General features: G+C 67.7%; 21 protein-coding genes. 18 read left to right on the forward strand and 3 right to left on the reverse strand.

The genetic code is table 11. The features are described from left to right. Window positions 1-7 precede the first annotated feature (7 nt). From aroC to QM721_RS12890, 8 genes are all read left to right on the forward strand, one after another. A complete protein-coding gene (aroC, locus tag QM721_RS12855; RefSeq protein ID WP_415122608.1) occupies window positions 8-1,192 on the forward strand; it encodes a chorismate synthase in 1,185 nt (394 codons plus the stop codon). Further along, the gene (locus QM721_RS12860; protein ID WP_415122610.1) at window positions 1,189-1,704 is read left to right on the forward strand and encodes a shikimate kinase; all 516 of its coding nucleotides are present in this window, start codon (window positions 1,189-1,191) and stop codon (window positions 1,702-1,704) included. Before aroC ends, QM721_RS12860 begins: the two co-directional genes overlap by 4 nt. Next, on the forward strand, window positions 1,701-2,786 hold the full coding sequence (aroB, locus tag QM721_RS12865; protein WP_415122612.1) for a 3-dehydroquinate synthase: 1,086 nt from the start codon (window positions 1,701-1,703) through the stop codon (window positions 2,784-2,786). Before QM721_RS12860 ends, aroB begins: the two co-directional genes overlap by 4 nt. Then, on the forward strand, window positions 2,786-3,481 hold the full coding sequence (locus QM721_RS12870; RefSeq protein WP_415122614.1) for an FMN-binding negative transcriptional regulator: 696 nt from the start codon (window positions 2,786-2,788) through the stop codon (window positions 3,479-3,481). The genes aroB and QM721_RS12870 overlap by 1 nt, the downstream gene beginning before the upstream one ends. Before the next feature lie 133 nt (window positions 3,482-3,614). Then, entirely contained in the window at window positions 3,615-4,187 is a 573-nt protein-coding gene (efp, locus tag QM721_RS12875) for an elongation factor P (protein WP_415122616.1), read from the forward strand. A 3-nt stretch (window positions 4,188-4,190) separates the two neighbouring features. Further along, window positions 4,191-4,694 (forward strand): transcription antitermination factor NusB, encoded by a 504-nt coding sequence (gene nusB, locus QM721_RS12880; RefSeq protein WP_415122618.1) that lies wholly within the window; start codon window positions 4,191-4,193, stop codon window positions 4,692-4,694. A 5-nt stretch (window positions 4,695-4,699) separates the two neighbouring features. Beyond that, entirely contained in the window at window positions 4,700-6,445 is a 1,746-nt protein-coding gene (locus tag QM721_RS12885) for a hypothetical protein (RefSeq protein ID WP_415122620.1), read from the forward strand. Then, the gene (locus tag QM721_RS12890) at window positions 6,442-6,954 is read left to right on the forward strand and encodes a hypothetical protein (protein WP_415122622.1); all 513 of its coding nucleotides are present in this window, start codon (window positions 6,442-6,444) and stop codon (window positions 6,952-6,954) included. The genes QM721_RS12885 and QM721_RS12890 overlap by 4 nt, the downstream gene beginning before the upstream one ends. Here the strand turns inward: QM721_RS12890 and QM721_RS12895 are convergent. After that, window positions 6,951-7,574: a hypothetical protein gene (locus tag QM721_RS12895; RefSeq protein ID WP_415122624.1), complete on the reverse strand. Its 624-nt coding sequence runs from the start codon at window positions 7,572-7,574 to the stop codon at window positions 6,951-6,953. The genes QM721_RS12890 and QM721_RS12895 overlap by 4 nt on opposite strands. Before the next feature lie 202 nt (window positions 7,575-7,776). Next, window positions 7,777-8,799 (reverse strand): GNAT family N-acetyltransferase, encoded by a 1,023-nt coding sequence (locus QM721_RS12900; protein WP_415122626.1) that lies wholly within the window; start codon window positions 8,797-8,799, stop codon window positions 7,777-7,779. Between the two features lie 150 nt (window positions 8,800-8,949). On the opposite strand from QM721_RS12900, the gene carA reads away from it, so the two are divergent. From carA to metK, 9 genes are all read left to right on the forward strand, one after another. Then, entirely contained in the window at window positions 8,950-10,155 is a 1,206-nt protein-coding gene (gene carA, locus QM721_RS12905; RefSeq protein WP_415122628.1) for a glutamine-hydrolyzing carbamoyl-phosphate synthase small subunit, read from the forward strand. Next, the gene (carB, locus tag QM721_RS12910; protein ID WP_415122630.1) at window positions 10,155-13,493 is read left to right on the forward strand and encodes a carbamoyl-phosphate synthase large subunit; all 3,339 of its coding nucleotides are present in this window, start codon (window positions 10,155-10,157) and stop codon (window positions 13,491-13,493) included. Before carA ends, carB begins: the two co-directional genes overlap by 1 nt. After that, window positions 13,490-14,566: a quinone-dependent dihydroorotate dehydrogenase gene (locus tag QM721_RS12915; protein ID WP_415122632.1), complete on the forward strand. Its 1,077-nt coding sequence runs from the start codon at window positions 13,490-13,492 to the stop codon at window positions 14,564-14,566. The genes carB and QM721_RS12915 overlap by 4 nt, the downstream gene beginning before the upstream one ends. 16 nt (window positions 14,567-14,582) lie before the next feature. Continuing rightward, entirely contained in the window at window positions 14,583-15,401 is an 819-nt protein-coding gene (gene pyrF / locus QM721_RS12920) for an orotidine-5'-phosphate decarboxylase (RefSeq protein ID WP_415122634.1), read from the forward strand. A gap of 90 nt (window positions 15,402-15,491) precedes the next feature. Continuing rightward, window positions 15,492-15,809 (forward strand): integration host factor, actinobacterial type, encoded by a 318-nt coding sequence (gene mihF / locus QM721_RS12925; RefSeq protein WP_415122636.1) that lies wholly within the window; start codon window positions 15,492-15,494, stop codon window positions 15,807-15,809. Continuing rightward, complete coding sequence (gene gmk, locus QM721_RS12930) at window positions 15,799-16,350, forward strand: guanylate kinase (protein WP_415122638.1); 552 nt, start codon at window positions 15,799-15,801, stop codon at window positions 16,348-16,350. The genes mihF and gmk overlap by 11 nt, the downstream gene beginning before the upstream one ends. A gap of 75 nt (window positions 16,351-16,425) precedes the next feature. After that, the gene (rpoZ, locus tag QM721_RS12935; RefSeq protein WP_415122640.1) at window positions 16,426-16,764 is read left to right on the forward strand and encodes a DNA-directed RNA polymerase subunit omega; all 339 of its coding nucleotides are present in this window, start codon (window positions 16,426-16,428) and stop codon (window positions 16,762-16,764) included. Window positions 16,765-16,771: 7 nt separating this feature from the next. Beyond that, the gene (gene coaBC / locus QM721_RS12940; RefSeq protein ID WP_415122642.1) at window positions 16,772-17,992 is read left to right on the forward strand and encodes a bifunctional phosphopantothenoylcysteine decarboxylase/phosphopantothenate--cysteine ligase CoaBC; all 1,221 of its coding nucleotides are present in this window, start codon (window positions 16,772-16,774) and stop codon (window positions 17,990-17,992) included. Beyond that, the gene (gene metK / locus QM721_RS12945) at window positions 17,989-19,179 is read left to right on the forward strand and encodes a methionine adenosyltransferase (RefSeq protein WP_415122644.1); all 1,191 of its coding nucleotides are present in this window, start codon (window positions 17,989-17,991) and stop codon (window positions 19,177-19,179) included. The genes coaBC and metK overlap by 4 nt, the downstream gene beginning before the upstream one ends. Window positions 19,180-19,610: 431 nt before the next feature. Here metK and QM721_RS12950 read toward each other — a convergent pair whose 3' ends face one another. Next, entirely contained in the window at window positions 19,611-19,748 is a 138-nt protein-coding gene (locus QM721_RS12950; protein WP_415122646.1) for a hypothetical protein, read from the reverse strand. A gap of 150 nt (window positions 19,749-19,898) precedes the next feature. Here QM721_RS12950 and QM721_RS12955 point away from each other — a divergent pair, with 150 nt between their 5' ends. Further along, entirely contained in the window at window positions 19,899-21,149 is a 1,251-nt protein-coding gene (locus QM721_RS12955; RefSeq protein ID WP_415123434.1) for a helix-turn-helix domain-containing protein, read from the forward strand. Window positions 21,150-21,499 lie beyond the last annotated feature (350 nt).

Genomic DNA, 21,499 nt, shown 5'->3' on the forward strand with positions numbered 1-21,499 from the left:
CCCGATCATGCTTCGTTACCTGACCGCAGGCGAGTCACACGGACGCGCACTGGTGGCCACCATCGAGGGCCTTCCGGCACATGTGCGGGTGAGCACCGGCGAGATTGCCGAAGCGCTTGCCCGGCGGCGGTTGGGCGCTGGGCGTGGGGCTCGAATGAAGTTCGAGGCCGACGAGGTCACCCTACTGGCCGGGGTCCGGCACGGCGAGACTGTCGGCTCGCCGGTGGCGATCATGATCGGCAACACCGAATGGCCCAAATGGTCGACGGTGATGGCGCCCGACGAGGTCGACCCCGAGCAGTTGGCCGCCCAGGCGCGCAATGCACCGCTGACCCGTCCGCGGCCCGGTCATGCCGACCTGGCCGGCATGCAGAAGTACGACTGGGCCGAGGCCCGTCCGATTCTGGAGCGTGCCTCGGCCCGTGAGACCGCGGCCCGGGTTGCGATCGGACGGCTGGCGTCCAATTTTCTGCAGCAGGCCTGCGATGTCGCGATCGTCAGCCACGTGGTCGAACTCGGGTCGATCCGGGCTGGGGTGACGGTACCGTCGTTTGCCGACCGGGATGCCATCGACGCCGACCCGGTGCGCTGTTTCGACCCCGCGGCCAGCCTTGCCATGCAGGCCGAGGTCGCCGAATGCCAGAAGGCCGGTGACACCCTGGGCGGCGTTGTCGAGGTGGTCGCGCACGGTGTGCCGGCCGGGCTCGGCTCGCATTCTCAGGGCGACCGCCGGCTGGACGCCCGGCTGGCCGGCGCACTGATGGGCATTCAGGCGATCAAGGGTGTCGAGGTGGGCGACGGCTTCGACCTGGCCCGCACCCGCGGCAGCCTGGCGCACGACGAGATGGCGCCCGGGCCGGGCGGCGTGGTGCGGCTGGGCAATCGCTCCGGTGGCACCGAGGGTGGCATGAGCACCGGCGAGACACTGCGGGTGCGCGCCGCGATGAAGCCGATCGCCACGGTGCCGCGTGCCTTGCGCACCGTCGACGTGGCTACCGGTGAGGCCGCGGCGGCGCATCACCAGCGCTCCGACGTGTGTGCCGTTCCCGCCGCCGGAGTGGTGGCCGAGGCGATGGTCGCTCTGGTGCTCGCCGAGGCGGTGCTGGAGAAATTCGGTGGCGACTCCCTGGCCGAGACCCGGCGCAACCTTGCCGCCTACCGTGACCGGTTGGCCCAGCGAGGGCTGAGGTGACCGACGCGTCCACCATCGCGTTGATCGGCGCACCGGGTGCCGGCAAGAGCACGGTCGGGCGCCAGCTCGCCGATCGGCTCGGGCTGCCGTTCACCGATGTGGACGCCCGCATCGAGGCCGAGCAGGGCAAGCCGATTCGTGAGATCTTCGCCGACGAGGGCGAGCACCACTTCCGCGAACTGGAGCGGTCGGCGAGCCTCGAGGCACTGGGGAGCCCGGGTGTGGTGGCGCTGGGGGGCGGTGCCGTGATGACTCCTGAGGTCGCCGACGCCTCGCGCCAGGCGAGCGTGGTGTGGCTATCGGTGTCGGTCGCCCAAGCCAGTCGCCGGGTCGGGCTGAACCAGGCTTCATCGCTGTTGCTGGGCAATATGCGGGCGACTTTGATAAGACTTCTCGCGCAACGCACGCCGGTGTACCAGAATCTGGCCACGATCACAGTGGACACCGATCGCACCGAAGTCCGGGCCATCGTGGACCAGATCATCAGGCAACTGAAGGGGGTCGACGAGTGAGGATCAGCACGATCGACGTCACCGCCGAACGGCCGTATCAGGTCGTCGTCGGCGTCGGCGCTCTCGAATTCCTGCCCCAGTACGTGGCGGACGTGCGGCGGATCGCTGTGATCCACCCGCCGGTGCTGCGCGAGTCGGCCGCCCGGATCGGCAAGGGCTGCGACACCGAGGTGCTGCTGATCGAGGTACCGACGGCCGAAAGCGCCAAGACCGGCGAGACCCTGCAGCGCTGCTGGGAGGTACTGGCACAGGCCGGCTTCACCCGGTCGGACGCGATCATCGGTCTGGGCGGGGGAGCGACCACCGACCTGGCCGGGTTCGTGGCCGCCACCTGGTTGCGCGGGGTGCGTTACGTCTCGGTGCCGACCACCATGCTGGGCATGGTCGACGCCGCGGTGGGCGGCAAGACCGGTATCAACCTGCGGGCTGGCAAGAACCTCGTCGGGGCCTTCTACGAGCCGTTCACGGTTTTGTGCGACACGCTCTTCCTGGCCGACCTGCCGCCGGCCGAGCTGTCGTCCGGCATGGCGGAGGTGGTCAAGGCCGGTTTCATCGCCGACCCGGCGATTCTGTCGATCATCGAGGACGATCCGGCCGAGGCGCTCAACCCGCACGGTGACGTGATCTGTGCCCTGGTCAAGCGGGCCATCGCGGTCAAGGCCGCGGTCGTGGGTGCCGACCTGCGCGAGCGCACGTCGGTGGGCCGAGACCTGGGCCGCGAGATTCTCAACTACGGCCACACTCTGGGCCACGCGATCGAACGCAACGAGAACTTCACCTGGCGGCACGGCGAGGCGATCAGCGTCGGCATGGTGTTCGTGGCCGAGCTGAGCCGGCGGCTGGGCAGGCTCGACGATGACACCGCGGCGCGCCATGCCCGGCTGCTCAGTGCGCTCGGGTTGCCCACCACGTACCCGGCTGCGGCGTGGCCCGCGCTGCGCGAGGCGATGAACCTCGACAAGAAGACGCGCGCCTCGGCACTGCGGTTCGTCATTCTCGACGCCCTTGCCAAGGCGGCGATTCTGGAGAGCCCGTCCGAGGACGAACTCGAGGCGGCGTTCCGCTCGTTGAGTGCGGGCTGATGTACACGCCGCGACATTTTGCGATGCCGCCGGAGTTGCAGCGCCGGCTGCTGGCCGCTCCTGGGGCCGGTGACCTGATCACCCACGGGCCGAGCGGGCTGCTCGCCACCCACCTGCCCTATTTTTTCGACGACACGATGGGCGAGCACGGCAGCGTGTTGCTGCATGTGGCCCGTCCGAACCAGCAGTGGCGCGAGACCGTCGAGGGAGAAGCGCTGTTCATCATCACCGCCGCCAGCGACTACATATCGTCGCTGTGGTACCCCTCGGCCGAGTCGTCCGGCAAGTACGTGCCGACCTGGGACTACGTCACGCTGCACATCTATGGGCGGCTGATCGCCCACGATGACGTGGCCTGGACCACAATGGCGGCGCAGCGGCTGATGGGCCTGCACGAGAGCCGAGTGGGGCTGGCCGACATGCCGGAGGACTACCTCGGCGGCCAACTGCGGGCGATCGTCGGGCTGCAACTCGAGGTGACCCGCATGGAGGCGAAGGCGAAGCTGAGCCAGAACCGCACGCCACTCGACGTCCAGGGCGTGATCGAGGGTTTGCAGCAAGCGGGCGCGGACGAACTGGCAGGCTTGGTCGAGCAGTACGCTTTGCCGGCCGCCCAACGGCGGGCCGACCTGATTGCGGACGTTGCGGCGAGGCACCGGCCCGGACGAACGATCGGAACTGCCACCCCACGATGAGGGGACGGTTCTCTTTGGTTCGTGGAACCGTCCCTTGAACCGCTGGGAACCGTCCCCTGGATGGTTCACCCTGTTGGTTTGGCGCTGGTCAGGGGGCGGAGGCTAGACTGGGCGGTCGGCTCGCACGCGGTGAATGAAGGGTTTTGACGTGGCCTCGACCAATGATCTCAAGAACGGCATGGTGCTCGACCTCGATGGTCAGCTCTGGCAGGTGCTGTGGTTTCAGCACCACAAGCCGGGCAAGGGCAACACGGTGGTGCGCACCAAGCTCAAGCATGTGCTGAGCGGCAAGGTGGTCGACCGCACGTTCAACTCCGACACCAAGGTCGACACCGCGACCGTCGATCGTCGTGAGATGCAGTACCTCTACCACGACGGCGACGGCTACGTGTTCATGGACACCGCCACCTACGACCAGCTCACCATTTCTGACGACACGGTCGGCGACGCCAAGGGCTACCTGCTCGAGAACGGCACCGCCACTGTGGCGCTGCATGAAGGCAACCCGCTCTACATCGACCTGCCGGCCTCGGTCGAGCTTGAGGTGACCTACACAGAGCCCGGGCTGCAGGGCGACCGTTCTACCGGCGGCACTAAGCCGGCCACCGTAGAGACCGGGGTGCAGATTCAGGTTCCGCTCTTCATCACCACCGGTGAGCGGGTCAAGGTCGACACCCGCGACGGCAGCTACCTGGGCCGGGTCTGAACCTTGACCGACCCCGCGATCGCGGACGTTCCGCGCAAGCGCATCACCACCCCCGACGGCACGGTGGCCGAGTTGATCGAGACCGTGCCGTCGCCCTTGCCCGAGCGCGGCTCGGCCCGCACCAAGGCCCGCAAGCGGGCGCTGGACATTCTGTTCGAGGCCGACCTGCGGCAGGCCGACCCGCTGGCTGTGCTGGCCGCCCACCTCGAGTTGGACGAGCCCCCGGTGCGTGCGTTCACCGGCGAACTCGTTCAAGGCGTTGTCACCCACCAGGCCGAGATCGACGAGTTCGTCGAGGCGTCATTGAACCCCGGCTGGACGCTGCAGCGGATGCCTCGGGTAGACCGCAACCTGGCCCGGATCGCCGTCTACGAGATCGTCCACACCGAAGTCTCCGACCAGATCGCGATCGCCGAATGCGTCGCGCTGGGGCAGGAACTCTCCACCGACGACTCGGCCGCCTTCCTCAACGGAGTGCTCGGCGCGGTGGTCGCCCGGCAGAGGTAGCACCGGTGGTTATCGACCCCCTACGTGGCACCTGGGACGAATTCGCCGGTCTGTTGCGGCGCGCCGGGGCTACCTGGTGGCAGTTCGCGCCGTGGCTGCTGGGGTTCGCATTGCTCGGCTGGGTCGGTCACTACGGCGCGGTGCTGCTGGGCACCGAACTGACCTTCTGGGCGCCGTGGCTGGTGATTCTCGGCCTCTCGATCGGCGCGGTCGCCCAGTTGGCGGCGATCACGATTGCGCTGCGCCTGGTAATGGAGCGGATCGGGGTGGGCGTTGGATCGGTGCAGCAGACACCTGGGGAGCCGCCGTCTGCTCCGCTGCGCCTGGTCGCCCAGACACTGCTCCCCTTTCTCGCCATCTATGCTGCCTTCGGTTTTGTCGACGATTACGCCCGCAACGTCGTGCTGGCGATGACCGGTCGCTACGGGTTGGGCAGCGCGGATTTCCTGAGCGCGCTCAATCCGACCCGGTCGCTGGAATCCTTCGCCCTGGTTGTGGGGATCATGGCGGGGTTGTACCTCACCCGGCGCGGTCTGGATTGGCTGGCCGGACGAAGCCAGCGCTCCTGGATCGGGCTGGTCGGTGCCGTGATCGAAGCCAGTTGGTTGCTGGTTGCGCTGTTCAGCGTGGTCCGCATCGTCGAGTTGCTGAAGCTGTGGTTGTACGGGCTGGAACTCGTGGCCTGGTGGAACCGGCTGCAGGAGTCGCTGTTCGGCTGGATGGAGTTGGCCGGGGTCTGGCTGACCGTCTGGGAGTTCGTCGCTGCCCACGCCTGGCCGGCGCTGTGGAATGTGATCGCTCAGCCCCTGGCCTGGCTGGCCCTGGCCGGCGTGGTCGCCGGAATCCGGGTGGTGACCTCCGCCGAGCTGCTCGAGCAGGCCCGGGGTGCCCGGGCCGCGAATCTGGCGAAGGTGGCCAACGGCTTCTTCGCAGGTGATCTGGACGACAAATTCGTCCCGCTGTGGCAGGCGGTGCGATTCGTGGCCCGCGGCGGCCTGCCGTTGCTCGGCGGCTACGTACTGGCCTTCACCACCATCGACCTGGTCGGCGAGGTGGTGGGGTGGGGTGCCGACCAGCTAATCGGCCCGCAGTACGGCAGGGCCGCGATGCAGGTGATGCCGTTCTATGACCTCATCGATCTGGTGTTGGTGATGAGCCTGCGGCTGGCCCTACTCGGGGTCACCGTCGCTCGGGTGGCGGAAAGGTCCGGTTCAGAGCCGCCGCAGCATCGAATCGGCGAAGCGATCACGGTGTTCGCTGTCTGCTTGGCGCTGGCCTTGTCCAGCCTGGCGATCCGGCCCGACTCCGGGCAATGGGTGAAGACCGGCGCGGTGAATACCGGGCTGGCACTGTTCGAAGCGCAGGTCACGGTAGGTGAGCCACGCGCCGGCCGTGAACTCGTGGACGACCGTGGCGTCACCCGCCCAACTGACCTGGTCTTCGTGGTGGTTCCGCTCACAGTGGCCAAGCAGCGTGGCTCGGTATCGGTGACGCCCAAGCTGCTGGCCGGATCGCGGAGCTACAGCCCGTGGGACGAGCACTCTTCCCTGGGCACAGATCCAGGCTTCGCCACCGCCTACGATCTGGTCTTCGAGATCGACGAGGCGGACCTGGCCGGTGAGTTGACCCTGCAACTAGCACCAAGCGCACCGTTGAAGCTGGGCGAACTGATCGGCCGCGTGGCGCTACCCGCGCCCCAGGTGGCCGCCCAGGTCGACTATCGGAAAGGACAGACCCAGTGGGTGCCATGAGCCGACGAGTCCGCTTCCTGGAGCGCCCCTGGCTGACGCTGACGGTCGCCATCGTCGTCGCCGGGGTCTTCAGCGCGCTGTGGCTGCTGCGTTCGACGGTGCAGTACGAGACAGACCCCGAGCCGGTTGCGGCCGGCCAGGCAGCCGTCGGCGTCCAGGCCACCTACATGCTGAAGGGGATGACCACCACCGAGGTGCTTCCCGACGGCGGGGACGGGGAGCCACCCATGGCCGGGGCCAGCTTCGTGGCCGTGAAGCTGGAGTACACCGCCGCCGCCGCTGACGACGAGGTGATCTGCCTGATCGAATTGCTCGGCGAGGATCGGTACTGGACGACCTACCGCCACGCCTCGGTGAGGGACTGGGGCTACGAGTCCAACTGCACCGGGAGCAGCGGCACCGTCCTGAAGTTCTTCGAGATCCCGACCTCCGCGGTGGCCGAGATCCGCGGCATCCGGGTCCGCGGCGGCGGCGAGACGCTCATTCTCGGTGGCGAGGTGAAGGCTTAGTAGTCGCCGTCGGGGATGCGGGTCAGCGGCAGCATGACCGAGCTCGGCAGGGCGTAGGAGTCGACGTTCCAGCGGGGGGTATCGCTCAGCCCCAGCACCGTGTTGGCGGTGAACTCCATCGGCACTACCCGCACGTCGAGAGTGTCGGTTTCGGGGAACTCGTCGAAGCGGAAGGTCGCCGTGAAGGTCATCCACTGGTCGTTCGGTGGCACCACGCGCCGGTCACTGGAGAACAGGTCGGGGTTCTCCGGTCCGAGTCGGGCGGTGAAATCGCCGGTGGCCCTAGGCTCGGCCTGTTCCACAATAGCGACCAGGTTGCCGTAGCTACCGGTGATCGGCGCCAGGGTCTCGTTCTGGGGGTTGCGGACGCTGCCCGAGACGACCACTTCCCAAGGCTCGCTGCTGGTCTTGGCCAGGTATTGCAGGGTGGCCGAATCGAGCCGGAAGACCAGGTTGCGGGCGTCGATTTCGGTGCCTGCGGGCACGCTGACCGCCTCGGCCTGCCTGCGTTGAAAGCCGCCCAACAGGGCGACCAGGCCGATCATCAATCCCACCGCGAGAGCCGCGAGCAGCCACCGCCGCCCCGCAGCGCGCGGCAAGCCGATGGTGATGGAGGGCATGGCGGGCATTCTAGCCAGCCGGATCCCAGGAAGCGCTGATCGTCGCAACCACCGCTGGTTGAGCTTGTCGAAACCTGGTACCGAAGTGGCGTGTTCGGGGTCTCGGCAAGCTCGATCGTCGCAACCACCGCTGGTTGAGCTTGTCGAAACCTGGTACCGAAGTGGCGTGTTCGGGGTCTCGGCAAGCTCGACCAACGTTTTCCTAGCCCTTGCCTCGCGGCCACTTGAAGAAGTCGAAACCGACCATCCGCCGGTACATGCCCACCGATTCGTACAGGTGGGTGGCGCCGGTCGGGCTCTCGGCGTCCACCTCCAGCTTGACCGCGACCCGCCCGTCGGCTGCGTAGCGGGCGAAGCTGGTGTGCAGCAGCGCCTTGGCCACGCCCTTGCCACGACCCTCGCGCAGCACGCCAAGGTTGGCGATGTAGCCGGCGTTGTCGACCTCGATGTAGCCGTTGTGACCGATCAGCGCACCCACGTCGACACCGTCATGAGCGGCGATGTACCAGTGCGTGAAGTCGTTCAGCGGGTCGTCCAGCCGGTTCTGCACCCATTCGTCGTAAGGGCGCTCGATGAAGTCGAAATGGTCGCGAAATGACGCAGTGACCAACGCATGCATCAGGCGCAGGTCGGGGCTGTCGGGCCCGTCGATGTCGGCCCGCCTGATCGTCACCTGTGGGTCTGGCGCCGGCCCTCGGTAGTCGGCCAGCTCGAGCTGCATCTCGATGAAGGCTCGCGTCTGTTCGTACCCGGCGGCCTCGGCGTGCCGGCGGGTGAGGGCATCGTCGGAGCACACCCACGCGTCGAGGCGGGGACGGTCGACGCCCAGCGAATCGGCGATGGCGAGCGCGGTGACCTCGACCCAGTGCAGACCGGCTCGCCACAGGGCGTCCACGGTTGCGCCGGGCAATCGCCGGTCAACCGCCACCTGCACCCAGTACTTGTCGTCGAAGTTGCGATACACCCGCCACAGGCCGACGAACTCGCCCTCGCGTTCTAGCACCCGGGTCACGCCACGCCGCCGCGCCCGCTCGCTGTCGAACCAGTGCTGCACCGTTGCGACGACCAGCGAGGACTCACCAGTGGCGGCCAGATCTTCGGCCTGCAGCAACGCAAACAGCGCGGGCACGTCCGCCTTGGCGGCCTCGCGCACCACCATTCCCTCGGGTAGTGGCCCGGGCTCGGGGATTGCCGGTGTGGTCTGCGATGCTGCGTCCGAACTCATCGATCGAGCGTAGCGAAGACGGCTGCGGCTGCGGCTGCCGCACCCAGCCAGAGACCAGGCCCGTCCAATGGCTGTCGATGGTCGGAGCACCCTGGCGGCCTTGATAGTCTCGGTGAAGTTTGATCCCGCCCCGGCGGGGAAAGGACGCCCATGCCTTCAGGCTTCTTCGATCGCGACCACACCTCGGCATTATTGGTTCTCGAAGATGGACGTTCCTTTCGCGGCGTGTCTTTCGGGGCCACCGGTGAGACCTTCGGTGAGGCGGTGTTCTCCACCGGCATGTCGGGCTACCAAGAGACCCTGACCGACCCCAGCTATCACCGTCAGGTGGTGGTCGCCACTGCGCCGCACATCGGCAACACCGGCTGGAACGACGAGGACGACGAGTCGTCACGCATCTGGGTGGCCGGCTATGTCGTGCGTGACCTGTCGCGGGTCCGGTCGAACTGGCGCAGCAACCGCTCCCTGGACGACGAATTGCGTAGCCAGGGTGTGGTCGGTATCGCCGAGATCGACACCCGGGCGCTCACCCGGCACCTGCGTGAGCGTGGCGCCATGCGGGTGGGCATCTCGACTGTCGACCTCGACCCGGCCAGCCTGCTGGCCAAGGTGCTCGACACCCCGGCCATGGCTGGTTCCGACCTGGTGGCTGACGTCACCGTGCCGCGGGCCGACGTGGTGCCGCCGGTGGGCGACAAGCGGTTCACCGTGGCCGCGGTAGACCTGGGCATCAAAGACATGACCCCCACTCGCATGGCCCAGCGCGGCATCGAGGTGCATGTGCTGCCTGCCTCTGTCACCCTGGACGACCTCCGCGCGGTGAACCCCGACGGCGTGTTCTTCTCCAACGGCCCCGGCGACCCGGCCACCGCGGACGGCCCGATGCACCTGCTCCAGGGCGTGCTCGACGCGGGCATTCCGTACTTCGGCATCTGCTTCGGCAACCAGATCTTCGGCCGCGCCCTCGGCTTCGGCACCTACAAGCTGAAGTACGGCCATCGCGGCATCAACCAGCCGGTCAAAGACCTGCGCACCGGCAAGGTCGAGATCACCGCGCAGAACCACGGCTTTGCCGTCGACGCCCCGCTGCATGCCGCCACCCCGACCCGCTGGGGCAACGCCAAGGTGAGCCACATCTGTCTCAACGACGACGTGGTCGAGGGCCTGGAGCTCACCGACGACGCCGACAACCTGCTGGCCTTCTCGGTGCAGTACCACCCCGAGGCGGCGGCGGGTCCGCACGATTCGGCCTACCTGTTCGACCGGTTCGTCGAGGTGATGCAACGCCGCCGCGAGGGCCGGGCCGCCCCGGCCTCCGACGTCCACGCCGATCAACCCAGCACGCAGGAGAACTGATGCCGAAACGTACCGACATCTCTTCGATCCTGGTGGTCGGCTCCGGCCCGATCGTGATCGGCCAGGCCTGCGAGTTCGACTATTCGGGCACCCAGGCCTGCCGGGTGCTGCGCGAAGAGGGTTACCGAGTGATCCTGGTGAACTCCAACCCGGCCACGATCATGACCGACCCGGAGTTTGCCGACGCCACCTACATCGAGCCGATCCAGCCCGACTTTCTGGAGAAGGTGATCGCCGCCGAACGTCCGGATGCGCTGCTGGCCACCCTGGGCGGGCAGACCGCGCTCAACGCGGCCGTCGCCCTGCACGACAACGGTGTGCTGGAGAAGTACGGCGTGGAGTTGATCGGCGCCTCGTTCGAGGCGATCCAGAAGGGCGAGGACCGGGAGAAGTTCAAAGAGATCGTCGAGGCCCTCGACATTCCCGGCACCAACCCGGAGGTGGCGCGCAGCCGCATCTGCCATTCGATGGACGACGTGCTGGCCGCCGCCGCCGACCTCGGCTACCCGCTGGTGGTGCGGCCCAGCTTCACCATGGGCGGCGTCGGCTCCGGCTTCGCCCACGACGAGGACGAGCTGCGCCGGATCGCCGGCACTGGCCTGTCGGCGTCCCCGGTCACCGAGGTGCTGATCGAGGAGTCGATCCTGGGCTGGAAGGAGTACGAGCTCGAGGTGATGCGCGACAAGGCCGACAACGTCGTGATCGTGTGTTCCATCGAGAACCTCGACCCGATGGGCGTGCACACCGGCGACTCGATCACCGTTGCCCCCGCCATGACGCTCACCGACCGCGAGTACCAGGCGATGCGCGACGTCGGCATCGGCGTGATCCGGGCGGTCGGCGTCGACACCGGCGGCTGCAACATCCAGTTCGCGATCAACCCCGATAACGGCCGGATGATCGTCATCGAGATGAACCCGCGGGTGTCTCGCTCGTCCGCGCTGGCGTCCAAGGCGACCGGCTTTCCGATCGCCAAGATCGCCGCCAAGGTGGCCATCGGCTACACCCTGGACGAGATTCCCAACGACATCACCGAACAGACCCCGGCCTCTTTCGAGCCCACCCTCGACTACGTGGTGGTCAAGGCCCCGCGGTTCGCCTTCGAGAAGTTCCCCACGGCCGAGAACACCCTCACCACGCACATGAAGAGCGTCGGCGAGGCGATGGCGATCGGCCGCAACTTCACCGAGGCGCTCGGCAAGGCGCTGCGCTCCCTGGAGGACCCTAAGTCGACCTTCGATTTCACCGGCGAGATCACGCAGTCGGTCGACGAGTTGCTGGCAGCCGCGTCCCGCCCGCACGACGGTCGGCTCGGGCTGGTACTGAAGGCGTTCCGGGCTGGCGCCACCGCGCAGCAAATGTTCGACGCCACCAAGATCGACCCCTGGTTTCTCGACCAATTGCAGTTGATCGCCGAGGTCGCCGAGCGCGTCCGCACGGCCCCCGACTTGTCCACCGATGTGCTGAAGCTGGCCAAGCGGCACGGCATCAGCGATGAGCAGATTGCCCGGCTGCGGCACCTGAGTACCGACGTGGTGCGCGGCTTGCGCTGGGCGCTCGGGGTGCGTCCGGTGTTCAAGACCGTCGACACCTGCGCCGCCGAGTTCGCCGCCCGGACCCCCTACCACTACTCGTCCTACGACGACGAGACCGAGGTTGCGCCACGCACGAAGCCCGCGGTGCTGATTCTGGGCTCGGGCCCGAACCGGATCGGCCAGGGCATCGAATTCGACTACTCCTGCGTGCACGCCGCGCTCACCCTGAGCGAATACGGCTACGAGACCGTGATGGTCAACTGCAACCCCGAGACTGTCTCCACCGACTACGACACCTCAGACCGGCTCTATTTCGAGCCGCTCACGCTTGAGGACGTGCTCGAGGTCTACCATGCCGAAGCCGCTGCCGGGCCGGTGGCCGGGGTGATCGTGCAACTGGGCGGGCAGACCCCGCTGAAGCTCGCCCAGGCGCTGAAGGACGCCGGGGTGCCGGTCGTCGGCACTCCGCCCGAGGCGATCCACCTGGCCGAGGAACGCGGCGCCTTCGGCCAGATCCTGACCGACAACGGCCTCACCGCGCCCAGCTACGGCATGGCCACCTCGGCTGCCGATGCTCTCGAGATCGCCCACGAGATCGGCTATCCGGTGCTGGTCCGCCCCAGCTACGTGCTCGGCGGCCGCGGCATGGAGATCGTCTACGACGACACCGCGCTGGTCGGCTACATCGAGCGCGCCACCCACATCACGCCCGACTCGCCGGTGCTGGTCGACCGGTTCCTCGACGACGCGATCGAGATCGACGTCGACGCCCTGTACGACGGCACCGAGCTGTACCTGGGCGGTGTGATGGAGCACATCGAGGAGGCCGGCATCCATTCCGGAGACTCGGCCTGTGCGCTCCCGCCGATCACCCTGGGCAACGAGACCGTCGACCGGATTCGGGCAGCCACCGAATCGATCGCTCGCGGTGTGGGGGTTCGCGGGTTGATCAACATTCAGTTCGCCCTGCTCGGCGACGTGTTGTACGTGCTTGAGGCCAACCCGCGGGCCTCTCGCACGGTGCCGTTCGTGTCGAAGGCCACCGACACCCCGCTGGCCAAGGCCGCCGCCCGGATCATGCTCGGCACCAGCATCGCCGAGTTGCGGGCCGACGGCACCCTGCGCAGCGGCGTCGACGGCACGGCCCACCTCGAGTCGGCCCCGCTGGCGGTCAAGGAGGCGGTGATGCCGTTCAACCGGTTCCGCACCGCCGACGGCGCCTGGGTCGACAGCCTGCTGGGCCCTGAGATGAAGTCCACCGGCGAGGTGATGGGCCTCGACAAGACCTTCGGGGTCGCCTTCGCCAAGAGCCAAACCGCCTCGTACGGCGATGTGCCGACCGAGGGGTCGGTGTTCGTCTCGGTCGCCAACCGCGACAAGCGGCACGCCATCTTTCCGGTGAAACGCCTTGCCGACCTGGGTTTTCGGGTATACGCCACCGAGGGCACGGCGCAGGTGCTGCGGCGCAACGACGTCGAGGTCACGGTGCTGCGCAAAGAGACTCAGGGGCCCGGCGCAGACGGCACCAAGACGGTGGTTCAGGCCATCACCGACGGCGAGATCAGCCTGATCTTCAACACCCCGCTGGGGGTCAGCGAGGGTGGTGACCCCCGGCGCGACGGCTGGCAGATCCGTTCGGCCGCGATCCTGTGCGACGTGCCCTGCGTCACCACGGTGGCCGGGCTGTCGGCGGCCGTCCAAGGCATCGAGGCGTTGCGCCGGGGCGGGTTGACGGTGCGTCCGCTGCAGCAGTGGAGCGCCGGCATGCGCCGCGAACTGGCGGGGGAGCGCACGACGGCATGAGCGTGAACCCGCGGGTAAGTCTGGTTGATGCCGGCTATCGATCGATCGTCCGTCCGGTGATGTTCGGCTCGTACCACGGTGACCCCGAGGCTATTCACGAGGTGATGATCGCGAACCTGGCCCGGTTCAGCCGCTCCCCCCTCGCGGTGGCTGCCACCCGGTTGCTGGCCGGCAGCCGCGGCGCCCCGGTCACCGTGGCCGGCATCCGCTTTCCGGGCCGGGTCGGGCTGGCCGCTGGCATGGACAAGGACGGTCGGGCGGTGCTGGCCTGGCAGGCGCTGGGCTTCGGCTTCGCCGAACTCGGCACCGTCACCGCCCAGGCGCAGCCGGGCAATGACCGTCCGAGGGTGTTCCGGTTGAAGCCGTCGAAGGCTCTGATCAACCGGATGGGCTTCAACAACGCCGGCGCGTCCCGGCTGCACCACGAGCTGTCACTGCTCGGCGTGTACCGCGGCAACGAGGGGGCGGGTATTCCGATCGGCATCTCGATCGGCAAGACCAAGGTGGTGCCGGTCGAGAACGCCGTCGACGACTACCTCACCTCGCTCGACCTGGTGGCACCGCACGCTGACTATGTGGCGATCAACGTGTCGAGCCCGAACACGCCGGGGTTGCGCAGCCTGCAGGACGGGGGAGCGCTGCTCACCCTGCTTACCGCGCTGGTCGACCGGGCGGCCGGACGGCTCCCGTTGCTGGTCAAGATCGCCCCCGACCTGACCGAGCCGCAACTCGACGAGGTGCTTTCGGCCTGCCTCGAGGCGGGCGTGGCCGGGCTGATCGCCACCAATACCACGCTGCGCCGCGACGGGCTCGACCCGGCCGACCAGGCGCTGGCCGAGCAGACCGGCGGGCTGTCGGGGGCCCCGCTGACGGTGCGCGCCCGTGAGGTGGTGCGCTACCTGACCCGGCACACCGAGCTGCCGGTGATCGCCGCCGGCGGCATCATGACCGCGGCTGACGCCCAGGCCATGTTCGATCTGGGCTCGCCGCTGGTGCAGCTCTACACCGGCTTCATCTACGCCGGCCCGGCTCTGCCGGCTCGGATCAACGCCGTGACCCGAAACCCACGCTGACCAGGAGACACAACCAATGACGACCTACTGGCAACGGCTGAACGAGCGCACCGCCCAGCGAGGTGCTCTGTGCGTGGGCATTGACCCGCACCCCGGCCTGCTCAAGGCCTGGGGTCTGGCTGTGAACGCGTCCGGGGTCGAAACCCTGGCCCGGCGCATCGTCGAGGTGCTGGGTGAGCGGATCGCCGTGTTCAAGCCCCAGTCGGCGTTCTTCGAGCTGCACGGCTCGTCCGGTATCGCGGTGCTCGAACGGGTGCTGGCCGACATCGCGGCGGCCGGAGCGCTGAGCCTGCTCGACGTCAAGCGTGGCGACATCGGCTCCACCATGGACGCCTACGCCGAGGCGTACCTGGCCGACGGCTCGCCACTGGCTGCCGATGCGATCACTGTCTCGCCCTACCTGGGCTTCGGTGCGCTGCAGCCCGCCTTCGACCGGGCCCACCGCTACGACCGGGGCGTCTACGTGCTGGCCCGTACCTCGAACCCCGAAGGGCACCAGGTGCAGTTGGCGCTGGGCGAAGACCATGAGGGGTCGGTGGCCCAAGAGGTGATCGATGCGGCGCGGCGCACCAACAGCGAGACCGGATTGGGCGCGATCGGGCTGGTGGTGGGGGGCACCCACGACGATCTGGGCTGTGACGTGTCGGGGTTCAACGGGTCGATTCTGGTGCCCGGCATCGGCTTTCAGGGCGGCCGGATCGATGAGCTGCCGGGTATTTTCGGGGCGGCGGTCGACCTGACGCTGCCGTCGGTCAGTCGCGACGTGATTGCCGCCGGGCCCGACGCCGGCGCGCTCAACGATCGGGTTAACCGGCTGCTCGCTGTTTCGCGCTGACCCTCGAATGGGCCTGTCATAAGGGTTTTCAGGGCTCTGGTTTACTTGTAAATTGTGGCAATCATTGAACGAGCGGTCCCGGAGGTCACCGTGGCGATACCCCAACTGACGACGGAGCAGTTGCAGGCGGCCCGGGCGGCCGCCACCGAGGCTCGCCGTTCGCGGGCGGCACTTAAGGCCCGGGTCCGCTCGGGCGAGCTGACTTTGGCGCAGGCCCTCGACGAGGCCGCCCAGGACGAAGTGCTGGCCCACGTCAAGGTGGTCGACCTGCTCAAGGCCTTGCCCCGGGTAGGAGACAAGCGCGCCTCGCTGGTGATGGAGCGTTACGACATCGCCGCCAACCGGCGGATCCGCGGGCTCGGACGGCACCAACTCGCCGGCCTGAAGGCCGAGTTCGGTGAGCGGTGACGTCACCGTCATCTCGGGCCCCACGGCCGTTGGCAAAGGCACCGTTGTTCAGGCCCTGAGGGCGCGCCATCCGCACGTGTGGGTGTCGGTGTCGGCCACCACCCGTCCCGCGCGCCCCAGTGAGGTCGACGGCGTGCACTATTGTTTCGTCGGCAACGATGCGTTCGACGAGTTGATCGCCAGCGATGGCCTGCTCGAATGGGCCACGGTGCATGGCCGTGACCGGTACGGGACGCCTGCCGCGCCTGTCCGGGCCGCCGTTGAGCGGGGTGAACGGGTGATTCTCGAGATCGATCTGCAGGGCGCCCGCCAGGTGCGGCAGCGGCTACCCGGAGCCCGCCTGGTGTTCATCGCCCCGCCGAGCTGGGACGAACTGGTCAACCGGCTGGTCGGTCGCGGCACCGAGACCAGCGAGCAACGCGAACGCCGGCTGCGCACCGCTCAGATCGAACTGGCCGCCGCCGACGAGTTCGACCACGTCGTGGTAAATGACGATTTGGGCAGGGCGGTCGATGAGTTGGTAAGCTTGCTTGGCTTGTGATTTTTGCAGGCTGTCACCACCGCTGGCGTTGCCTGGCCGACTGCTGGCCGCGCCGCACTAACCGAAGGTCATCCTTTGAGCACACAGATTCCCGAGGGCATCACCAACCCGCCGATCGACGAGCTGCTGGCCCAGGTCGACTCCAAGTACCGCCTGGTGCTGTTCGCCGCCAAGCGTGCCCGGCAGATCAACGCCTACTACAGCCAGCTCGGCGAGGGCCTGCTCGAGAACGTCGGTCCGCTGGTCGACACCGGCGTGCAAGAGAAGCCGCTGTCGATCGCGCTGCGCGAGGTGAACGCCGGGGTGCTGGAGTGCACCGAGATCGACCCCGAGGCCGAGGCCGCCGCGCGCGCCGAGGCCGAGGCTGACCCCGACTTCACCAGCCTCGACCCGTTCAGCGACGACCTGGCCTGAGCCACCCATGAGCCGGATCCTGCTCGGGGTTGCGGGCGGGATCGCCGCCTACAAGGCGTGCCTGCTGCTGCGGCGGTTCACCGAGGTGGGGCACGAGGTCACCGTCGTGCCCACGCCGAACGCGCTCAACTTCGTCGGCGAAACCACCTGGGCGGCGCTGTCTGGCCGTCCGGTGCACACCCAGGTCTGGGCCGACGCGCACGCCGTCCCCCATGTGACGCTGGGCCGTGCCGCCGATTTGGTGGTGGTTGCTCCGGCAACCGCCGACCTGGTTGCGCGGGCGGCGTCCGGACGGGCCGACGACCTGCTCACCAACGTGCTGCTCACCGCGACCTGCCCGGTGCTGATGGCGCCTGCGATGCACACCGAGATGTGGCTGCATCCGGCCACCCAGGCTAACGTCGCCACCCTGCGGGCACGCGGCGTGATCGTCCTCGACCCCGACTCCGGACGGCTCACTGGTGCCGACACCGGCCCGGGGCGCCTGCCCGAGCCGTCCGAGATCGAACAGGTGGCGCTGTCGCTGCTCGACTCGTCGGTGACTGGGGTGGCACGGTCGCGCGACCTGGAGGGCGTCCGGCTCACCGTCAGTGCCGGCGGCACCCGCGAGGCGCTCGACCCGGTGCGCTACCTGGGCAACGCGTCGTCGGGGCGAATGGGCCTGGCGCTGGCCCGGGCGGCGCTGCTGAGGGGTGCCGAAGTCCGCGTGGTCGCGGGAGCGATCACTGCCGCCGTGCCCGGCGGCGCAGAACTGGTTGAGGTGGTCTCCACAGCCGACCTAGCCGAGGCGATGACCGTGGCGGCGGCCGATTCCGACCTGCTGATCATGGCCGCCGCCCCCGCTGACTTCACCCCGGCCTCGCCCAGCCAGGGCAAGCTGAAGAAACAGGGCGACGCCCCTCTGACGGTGAGGTTCACTCAGACCACCGATGTGCTGGCGGGCCTGGTGCGACGGCGCCGTCCGGATCAGGTGATCGTCGGCTTCGCCGCAGAGACGGCCGGGTCGGCGTCCGAACTGATGGAGCTGGGCCGCGCCAAGCTGGCCCGCAAGGGCTGCGACCTGCTGGTGCTGAACGACGTCAGCGGGGGAGCGGTCTTCGGAGCCGCCGACAATAGGGTCGTCATCCTCGACCCCCGCGGTGTGGTCGACACTGTCGCAGGGGATAAGAATATCGTCGCGCATCGCATTCTCGATGCCGTCGCCACTAGCAGAAAGAGCAACCGATGAGCCGCCTGTTCACCTCGGAGTCCGTCACCGAAGGGCACCCCGACAAGGTTGCCGACTCTGTGTCGGACGCCGTGCTGGACGCGCTGCTCGGCCAGGACATCACCAGCCGGGTCGCGGTTGAGACGCTGGTCACCACCGGCACCGTGCACGTGGCTGGCGAGGTGACCACAGACGGCTACGTCGACATCGCGCGGCTGGCCCGCGACCGGATTCTGCGCATCGGCTACGACTCGTCCGACAAGTCGTTCGACGGGGCCTCCTGCGGCGTGCTGGTGTCGATCGGCGCCCAGTCGCCCGACATCGCCCAGGGTGTCGACGACGCCGGCGAGCACCGCGAGGGCGGCTCGGGTGACGCGCTCGACGCCCAGGGGGCCGGTGACCAGGGGCTGATGTTCGGCTACGCGTGCACCGACACCCCGCAATTGATGCCGCTGCCGATTCACATCGCACACCGGCTGGCGCAGCGACTCACCCAGGCGCGGCAGAACGGCGCGTTGCCGTTTCTGCTGCCCGACGGCAAGACCCAGGTCACCATCGCCTACGACGACGACCGGCCGGTCGGGGTCGACACCGTGGTGGTGTCGTCGCAGCACGTCGCCGAGGCTTCACACGAGGCCGATATCAGGCCCGGCATCGTTCGTGAGGTGATCGAGCCGGTGCTGGCCGAGTACGACGTGCCCGCGGGCCAGAAGAAGGTGTTCGTCAACCCGACCGGCAAATTCGTGATCGGCGGCCCGATGGGCGATGCCGGGGTGACCGGTCGAAAGATTATCGTCGACACCTACGGCGGCATGGCGCGGCACGGCGGCGGCGCCTTCTCGGGCAAGGATCCCTCCAAGGTCGACCGTTCGGCGGCGTACGCGATGCGCTGGGTGGCCAAGAACGTGGTGGCGGCTGGGCTGGCCACCCGCTGCGAGGTGCAGGTGGCCTACGCCATCGGACGAGCTCACCCGGTCGGCTTCTACGCCGACTGCTTCGGTACCGAGCAGGTGCCGCTGGACCAGATCACCGAGGCCGTGCTCCGGGTGTTCGACCTGAGGCCGGCGGCGATCATTCGCGATCTCGACCTGCTGCGGCCGATCTACTCGCTGACCACCAACTATGGCCACTTCGGACGCGAGCTGCCCGAGTTCACCTGGGAGCGCACCGACCGGGCGGACGCCCTGGCAAGGGCCGTGCGCGGCTAAGGAATTGCTGATCGAGGCGCCTACCGCGGGTTGAGCTTGTCGAAAACCCCTAGTGAGAGCACTTAAAGAGGGGTCTTGGCAAGCGCCTTGGCGCCTTCTGATTGCTGTGCGGCGCCGCGGAGCGGTTTGCGCACCATCCAGCCCTCGGGGTGGAGTTTGTCCAGCCCTGCCTCACCGCGGACGGCATGCTTCTGACTGCATTGGGTGCCGTCGACTGGTTTGCACCGCGTCACCCTCGGGCGCAACTCGTCCTGTGTGTAGCTCTGCCTCGCACACGGCTCGCTGGCACTCCACCCGCAACGAGGTGTGTTCGGGAATGCGCGCCCGTCGCATCGGACGCCCCATTCGGGCACAAATAATCGGCGGCGGAACCGTTGGTTCCGCCGCCGATCTGTCTGCGGGGGTGGGAGGGGCTAGCTCGGTGGTGCTGCTTACTTCGTCAGGTGCTTGGCGTACGGGTATTCGCCGAAGCCGCCGGCGTGATCAGAGGTTGCGGTGCTGACGGGCACGATGACGACAGCAATCAGAGCCGCCGCAGCCACCAGAACCTTGCGGAAAGTCTTGTTCATATCTCCCCCATCAATGTGGATTGTGTTCTCTTGACAACAAGGTAGCAGACTTGACGAATCTGTCAACTTAGTGGTCAGATAGGTACTGGATTTTCTCCGAGGAGGTGTACTTTGACGGCTTCGCTAGCCCAGAGTGGGTTCGGCACCCGGTTGCGCGAGACGCGCAAGCGTCTCGGCATGTCACAGGCAGAACTGGGCGGTGATCGCTTTACGGGCAGCTACATCTCCCATCTGGAGAGTGGGCGGCGGGCGGCGTCGGCTGACGTTATTGAGTTCCTGGCCATGCGGCTGGGTGTCACCTGCGATGAGTTGGGCATGGAACCGACCCTCACGGTGCCTCTTGACGGCCCCGACAACGCTCAGGCCCTCGCGCACCTGCTGGTTGCCGAGCGAGCCTGGTACGACCGCGATTGGGCGACGGCGGGAACGCTGGCGACCCGCGCGGCGGCGGCGGCGCTACAGGCCGGGCAGCCGGAGCGGCACTGGCAGGCCCTCTATGTGCGTACTCAGGCAGCAATCGCGGAGGGTGACTACGGCGACGCGATCCACTTCGCGGAGCAACTTGCCGCTCACGAAGTGGCAGCGGCATCGCCCACCCTACGCGCCCAGGCGTTGTGTCTTTCGGCCACTGCGCACCGGGTCGGTGACGAGTTGCCGATGGCCTTGGTTCACGCAGGCCAGGCCGTCGAGCTGGCCAAGGATGCCCCTCCGATCGTGCTTGCTGACGCGCTGACGTGCCTGATCACCGCCGTAATGGAAGCGGGGCGTCCGACGGCCGAGTCCGACCGGCTATTCCGCAGGCTCGAGGAGGTCTCGCTGCGCGTCGAGTCAGGGCAGGCCAGGGGAGTGATCTACTGGACGCTGGGCACGGTGGCGTACCGATCGGGTAATGCTGGCAAGGGCTTGGAACTGTATGAGTTGGCGATGGAGTTGCTGAACCCGCGCCGCGATCTTCGGATGTGGCTCCGGCTCAACCGATCGGCAGCCACCTGTCGGCTTGAGGTGGGCATGGTGGACGGCGTCCGGGAGCTTCTGGAGGCGTCCCGGGAAGGGCTGAAGATGATCGGCAGCGCGTTCGACTTCTTCGAGTGGCGCCATGCGGAGGCCAAGCTGACCCTGCTCGAAGGGCATCCTCACCAGGCGCGTGAGTTGGTTCTGCGGCTGCTTGCCGATCCAGCCATGCGGCCGGCCACGCGCACCAACGGTCGTGCAGAAGAGTTGCTGGCTGACATCGAGCTCGATCTGGGTCGGCCTGACGCAGCGCGGGCAGCCTTCATTCGGGCGGCGGGCCTCTATGGCAAGCAGGAGAAGTACCGCATGGCCAACCAGTGCTGGCAGCGTGCGGCTGACCTCGAAGAGATCCGTGTCCACAATATGGACACGGATCGCACGCATAGTTGACAACGGCGTCAAGTGATGATGTGATTAATCCTGTCGACGGCACAACCCCCCGAAAGCGTCGTTGATAGGCACTGCTGATCGGTGTTCGCCTTGTGAGTTTCCTCCCGTTGCCCGAGGCGAACACCGATTCGGTGTGACAGGGGTTTTCCCGCCCCCGGAGTTTGAGCCGCCGTTCCCCCGACGGCGGCTCCTCCAATTTCTCGATCCAGTCCGGCCAGGAATCTGCCCGCGACTCCTGGGTGTAGCTGGGCCCGCTGCCTACCGCTACCCCGTTTTGACGGGCCGCGTTGGGGTGAGCGGCGGCTGTCAAGTCATGTTGAGGCTGTCAAGTCATGACTGTGGGTATCGAG

The sequence above is a fragment of the Micropruina sp. genome, from assembly GCF_047602085.1.
In the GTDB taxonomy this organism is placed as follows: domain Bacteria; phylum Actinomycetota; class Actinomycetes; order Propionibacteriales; family Propionibacteriaceae; genus Micropruina.

Coding starts and splice junctions, on each gene's coding strand:
- aroC (WP_415122608.1), top strand. CDS start 8: ATGCTTCGTTACCTGACCGCAGGCGAGTCACACGGACGCGCACTGGTG.
- QM721_RS12870 (WP_415122614.1), top strand. CDS start 2,786: ATGTACACGCCGCGACATTTTGCGATGCCGCCGGAGTTGCAGCGCCGG.
- efp (WP_415122616.1), top strand. CDS start 3,615: ATGAAGGGTTTTGACGTGGCCTCGACCAATGATCTCAAGAACGGCATG.
- QM721_RS12890 (WP_415122622.1), top strand. CDS start 6,442: ATGAGCCGACGAGTCCGCTTCCTGGAGCGCCCCTGGCTGACGCTGACG.
- QM721_RS12895 (WP_415122624.1), bottom strand. CDS start 7,574: ATGCCCTCCATCACCATCGGCTTGCCGCGCGCTGCGGGGCGGCGGTGG.
- QM721_RS12900 (WP_415122626.1), bottom strand. CDS start 8,799: ATGAGTTCGGACGCAGCATCGCAGACCACACCGGCAATCCCCGAGCCC.
- carA (WP_415122628.1), top strand. CDS start 8,950: ATGCCTTCAGGCTTCTTCGATCGCGACCACACCTCGGCATTATTGGTT.
- carB (WP_415122630.1), top strand. CDS start 10,155: ATGCCGAAACGTACCGACATCTCTTCGATCCTGGTGGTCGGCTCCGGC.
- QM721_RS12915 (WP_415122632.1), top strand. CDS start 13,490: ATGAGCGTGAACCCGCGGGTAAGTCTGGTTGATGCCGGCTATCGATCG.
- pyrF (WP_415122634.1), top strand. CDS start 14,583: ATGACGACCTACTGGCAACGGCTGAACGAGCGCACCGCCCAGCGAGGT.
- coaBC (WP_415122642.1), top strand. CDS start 16,772: ATGAGCCGGATCCTGCTCGGGGTTGCGGGCGGGATCGCCGCCTACAAG.
- metK (WP_415122644.1), top strand. CDS start 17,989: ATGAGCCGCCTGTTCACCTCGGAGTCCGTCACCGAAGGGCACCCCGAC.
- QM721_RS12950 (WP_415122646.1), bottom strand. CDS start 19,748: ATGAACAAGACTTTCCGCAAGGTTCTGGTGGCTGCGGCGGCTCTGATT.